Annotated in this window: 4 protein-coding genes and 1 pseudogene; 4 read left to right on the forward strand and 1 reads right to left on the reverse strand. The window is 67.5% G+C overall.

Annotated features, from left to right (window positions below):
• A partial coding sequence (locus DLJ59_RS31835) for a globin family protein (RefSeq protein WP_148096987.1) occupies positions 1–330 on the reverse strand: 330 nt, incomplete at its 3' end.
• 519 nt (positions 331–849) lie between these two features.
• On the opposite strand from DLJ59_RS31835, the gene DLJ59_RS31840 reads away from it, so the two are divergent.
• The 4 genes and pseudogenes from DLJ59_RS31840 to DLJ59_RS31855 all read left to right on the forward strand — a co-directional run.
• A complete protein-coding gene (locus DLJ59_RS31840; protein ID WP_244236333.1) occupies positions 850–2,157 on the forward strand; it encodes an NsdA family TPR-like regulatory protein in 1,308 nt (435 codons plus the stop codon).
• A complete protein-coding gene (locus DLJ59_RS31845; RefSeq protein ID WP_124777615.1) occupies positions 2,154–2,861 on the forward strand; it encodes an SDR family oxidoreductase in 708 nt (235 codons plus the stop codon). Before DLJ59_RS31840 ends, DLJ59_RS31845 begins: the two co-directional genes overlap by 4 nt.
• Before the next feature lie 140 nt (positions 2,862–3,001).
• On the forward strand, positions 3,002–4,849 hold the full coding sequence (locus DLJ59_RS31850) for an Hsp70 family protein (RefSeq protein ID WP_244236332.1): 1,848 nt from the start codon (positions 3,002–3,004) through the stop codon (positions 4,847–4,849).
• 1 nt (position 4,850) lies between these two features.
• Positions 4,851–5,404, forward strand: a pseudogene (locus DLJ59_RS31855) (hypothetical protein); the annotation flags it as partial.

The raw sequence follows: 5,404 nt of genomic DNA on the forward strand, positions 1-5,404 counted from the left end.
CCCCACCTCCCACTGACCCGCCAGCTCAGGCTCCCAACCCTCGCCCGCGAACCGGCGCACCGTATCGACCAACGCCGCCGCGACGGCCGTACCGTGATAGGGCTGAAGATCAAAACGCCGGTACATCCGACCCAACACCGCCAATGCCGCGCGCCGACCGGCCGGATCACCCCGACCCGCGACTAACTGCCCAAGCGTCGAGAAGAACACCGCCGCGAACTGGTGCGGGAGTAGCCGCACACTGCGGTCCTCCATGAACGACCAGAAGTGGTCGGCGGCTCGGCCATGCGAGGCGAGGGCGACCGCCAGCGAGAGCCCCAGGTCAGCCATCGCGCCGGCTGGTCCTAGGTGCGCGGCCAACGCTAAGCACCACCCGCCTGGGCTTCGGATCTTCCGCACACGTCTTTACCCGTGCCTCGATAGCCCTATGCCGCGCCACGTTGCTGCCTACCGGATCGAACGACCTATCGTCGGCCGGAACAAACCACTTTCTCCGGTGCATCTTTAAGCCACCCCTCTCTCGGCCCCAACTTGACTCCTCCATGCAGGAGGCTCGCCAGCGCCTCTAGGGCGGACCTCCCCTGCTCACCGCCGAGCCGGGCGACCTGAGTACTGCGCGGTCCAATCACCGACAGCGACCGGTCGACACCGAAACGGATTGGCCCGTTCAGGAAAGCCGAACGACCAGAGCAAATCGACGCCTAGCTTGTTGTCTCGCTGTTGTCTCATGACGAATCCGAGCAGTTTCCGCAGCTGAGAGCACGTTTCTTTGACGGGATCGGACTAGAGTGACGGCGACGATCGGGAGGCAGGATGACGCGGACACCATCGCCACGGAGTCAGCTCTTGGTGCACCCGTTGAGCTACGTTCGAGAACAGCGAAGCTGGACGCAACAAGATCTCGTCGATGTCATCGCGCGCCGTCTAAACACTGCAGCCCGGCGCGAGAAGGCTTGGCGCTGGGAGCGATGGGGCGTGGTGCCGGATGAGGATTCACAGGTCGCATTGGCCGACGAACTCGGCGTCGATAGGCAAACAGTTAGGGCGCTCGGGTGGCCCCACTGGCTCCCTACCGGTCCCGCGATCAGCACGTCAGCACCCTGGACCGTCAACGGAGCAATCGCCTTGCTTGACGACACTGCAGGACCAGCAGTGCTAGATCGCCGAGGGTTTCTGATCATGCAGGCCGGGTTAGCCGCTGCGATAGCCGAACGGTGGCTCGCAACCGAGCCTCCGAAGATCAACGCAGCGCTTGAGGGAGGCCGCGTCGACACAGACCTCCTAGATTGCTTTGAACAGCGACTGCCGGCCCTGCGCCGCATGGATGCCAGCCTCGGCGGCGGGAGCGTGCGGTCACTGGTTGACGCTGAGCTTCGGCTGGTAACGGATCTCCTGCGCCACAGCAGTTACTCGGAGGTTGCCGGCAATCGCCTGCTGGTTGTCGCCGCCGAGTTGGGGCGGATCGCTGGTTGGGCTAGTTTCGATGCAGGATTCCACGCGGCGGCCGAGCGCTACTGGTTTGCGGCCCTCCACGCTGCCCACTCCGCAGCCGACCGAGCGGCAGGCGCGAACATCCTGAAGTGCATGAGCCTTCAGCGGGTCGACACGGAACGCCCCACCGAGGCCCTCCGTTTGGCCGATGCTGCGCGAGCTGGGGCGAAGGACGCGCCCGCCCGTGTGCGAGCGATGCTCACTACCCGTTTGGCTCGTACACACGCAGTGCTTGGTGAATCGGTAGCGTGCGAGCGCCGACTCGCAGAGGCCGACACAGAAATGTCACGCGCTGATGATGAAGCAAGCCCAGCCTGGGCCAGCTACTTTGATCATGCGGAGTACGCCGCCCAGGTTGCGGCCTGCTACCTACTCCTGCAGCGCCACCATGCCAGTGACTACTGGCTTCAGCAGACCCTCGCACTCCAACCGGCCGAGCGCAGCCGGGACCGCGCAACCTATCTGATCTGGCGCGCTGATTCCGTACTGAATCTCGGAGATGTCGAGCAGGCGTGCAGCCTCGTTGCCCAGGCTGCTCCAGATGTCGTCGCCACCCGATCCGTGCGCAACCATCGCCGCTTGCTGGACATCCATGGTCGCCTCGTGGCGCATCGACACCCCGCCGCAGGGGCGTTGGATGAGCGCGTGCGTAGTCTGCTGACATGAGCGAGGCCAATAGGGTCGCAGTTGTCACCGGCTCCAATCGCGGACTCGGCAAAGCCATCGCCCGCGGCTTAGCCGAGACCGGCGCCCACGTGGTCGTCACGGCCCGCACCGAGGAAGCCGCACATCGGGCCGCCGATGAGCTACTCGCGGATGAACTCTCCGCATCCGGCCAGCAACTAGATATCGCCGATCCGGCAAGCGTCGCTCGTGCCATGGCGGACGTGGGCTACCAGTACGGCAGGCTAGACATTCTCGTCAACAACGCTGGCATCGCCATCGACCGAGGCCAGGCAGCGGCTAGCGCCGATATCGAGAAGGTGCGAGCCACCCTGGACACCAACATCATGGGGACCTGGCGCTGCTGTACCGCAGCCATCCCTGAGATGAGAAAGAACGGGTACGGCCGGATCGTCAACGTCACCAGCCACATGGGCACCTTCGGCGAGATGGGAACCGGAAGCGTCTCCTACCGAGTGTCCAAGGCTGGGGTAAACGCACTAACCTGCATCCTCGCAGCTGAGCTCAAGGACGACGGCATCTTGGTGAACGCGGCGTCCCCGGGAAAGGTCGACACTCGCCTGGCCTACGGAAAGGCGAACTCCACGCCCGACGAAGCTGCGGACACGTTCGTATGGCTTGCCACACTGCCGTCAGACGGCCCGACCGGGGGACTCTACTTCCAGCGACGACCACTCGCCTGGTAGCGGCATCACCGGACAGGCTGGGCGGCAACGAGCTACCTCTGCGTGATCAACAGATGACGTGAACGAGATCTTCATGTTTGACTGTGTGTATGCAGGCGGGGGAAGCGCGGCTGTCGATCGATTGTGGTGACGCCAGCACCGTGGCTGTTCTGGCCTGGGCTGACGGCAGCGCGTCTGCGCTCTCTTTCGACGGGCTGCCGTATCTGCCCAGCGCTGTGCACGTGGGCCCCGACGGGGAGGTACGGACAGGGCAGCGGGCGTGGCAGGCCGCCGTAGAGCAGCCGAGCAGGTTCATTCCGAGCCCTCGCCGCGCCGTCGATGACGACGTCACGGTCGACAAGACGCCGGTGGAGGCACTTGCGCTGGCGGCGGCGCCGCTGCGCACGGTCGCGGCCGAGGCCGAGCGGGTTGCCGGCGGGCCGGTGCGGGATGTGCGGCTGGTGGTGCCGGCAGGTTGGGGGCCGCGTCGGCGTACCTGGATGAGGCAGGCCGCGCATCGGGCGGGTCTTGCGCAGCCGCGTCTCGTCGAGGCACCGGTAGCCGTTGCCGAGCACCTGCTGGCGACCGGCCTGCAACTGCCGGTCGGGGCGTTCATCGTCGTCTGCGACGTCGGCGCGGGCGCGGAGGTGACGGTACTTCGCCGCGGCCCGGCGGGGTTCGAGGTCCTCTCGACCCTCGCTGACCCTGCCGCCGGCGGCACCACAGTCGACCTGGCCTTGACTGCCGCTCTGACAGCCGGCCGCGACGCGCCCGGCGACGGCATGGGCGATTGGGCGACGACGCAGAGCGTCCGCGCTGCGAAGGAGACGTTGGGCGCGCACCCTGCCGTCACGGTACCGCTCGCCGGGCAAGCACCGGTCATCGCGAACAGCACCATGCTCGTCGCAGCCACTCTGCCAGTAATTCGACGCGTGGCGGAGCTGGTCGGGGAGACCCTCGCCGCCGCCGAACTCTCCCCCGGCGATCTGGCCGGGATCTTTTGCGTCGGCGGCAGCGCCCACCTGCCGCACCTGGACGCGGTTGTCGCCGAGCGCACGGGCATCACCACCACGGTTGTTCCCGAGCCTCAACTCGTGGCCGCCCGGGGCGCTGCGGACGCTGGCGCCGCGCATGCGGGGACGGCGGTTGTGGTGGAGGTGCCGGTGCCGCCGGTGCGACGGGCCGTGGCGATCGCGGTGCCGGGCTTCGCGTCGCTGGCCCTGATCTGGCAGGTTCTCCTGACCGCCGAACAGCACAATCTGATGAACGTCTACCGCTCGGTGAGTTTGAACTGGGGCGAGTTCACGATGGCCGCTGTGCTCGCCCTGCTGGCCTGCCTCGCCGCCGGGACCGTCCTCGGTTCCCTGATCGCCGCGCGCAGCCCCTCCCCGAGTACCCGCACCGAGGGCGGGAGGGTCAGTATCGGCATCCTCGCCGCCGTCAGCCTCGGCGCGGCGATCGCCGGGCTCTACGCGGTCGTCACCAGCCAGTACTTCGGCGAACCCGTAGGCCCCTTCCTAAAATGGGTCCTATGGCCCATCACGCCGATCGTGGTAGTGGCCATGGCGATGGCGGTGGTCGCCGCCCGGCAATGGCGTGCCCCACACGGCGGCTGGTCCGCGCTGCTGGCCGCACCGACCGGCTCGATCGTCACCGCAGCGCTCGGCATGGGATTGATCCAATACTCGCTGACAGCCGACAGGTGGCCCGACCGGCTGTTGCTCATCGACATCTCCGGGCGCGTCGGTGGACTCCTCCTCGGCGTCGGGTTGGTCATGGCGCTGGTGACACCGCTGATGTTCCGCCTCATCCTCAGCGCCCCCGTCGCGGTCATCAGCGCCGCGATCGTCAGCGAGCGGGCCGCCGGCATTCTCGGCGTCAGCTACGCCGTGGCCGTAGCGATGTGGTGGGCAGCGCGACTGTGGACCCGCATCATCCGCCCCGCCACCACGAGCCCTGTCTCTGCCCAGCGATCAGCGGGTGCCGGACCCTCGGGTGGGGGTGGGTGAGGTGCGGTGGCCGCGCCAGCTGATGTCGCTGCTGGTCGTCCTCGCGCTCCTGACAGGTCCGCCGGTGGTACTGCTACTCCTGATCGGCCCACCCATACGCGGGTGGCCGAGCACTGAGCAGGTACGGGCGTGGGTGCAGCAGCCCTTGACCGAGCAGAGCCTCACCGCCGCGTTGACGATCGGAGTGTGGCTGCTGTGGCTGCTGCTCGCCTACACCGTCGCCGTACGGGTCTTGGCCCGTCTGCGGACGACCGTGGGATGGCTGCGCCGGCTTCCGCTACCGACGCCGCTGCAGGCGACGGCAAGCGGAATCGCCGGAGCCGCAGTCTTCGGCGTCGCCACCAACACGGCCACCATCGCCCCGCCGCAACCGTCGCCTCCGCTCGCAGCAGGGATGCCCGAGCATTTCGACGAGGTCAGCCCCGTTCATAGCGACACGGCGGCGAGCGATGGCGGGATTCACCTGGCCGGCGGCTGGCTGCCTAATGAGGTCGCCGAGCAGGTCGCTGCTGCCGCAGCCCTCGTCTGGCTACGCCGCCGCCGCGACTACCGGCC

The sequence above is a fragment of the Micromonospora inaquosa genome, assembly GCF_003857055.1.
GTDB classification, from domain to species: Bacteria; Actinomycetota; Actinomycetes; order Mycobacteriales; family Micromonosporaceae; genus Micromonospora; species Micromonospora inaquosa.

Bases quoted from the DNA above. Each gene is read 5' to 3' on its own strand.
- DLJ59_RS31845 (WP_124777615.1), top strand. From the start codon at position 2,154: ATGAGCGAGGCCAATAGGGTCGCAGTTGTCACCGGCTCCAATCGCGGA.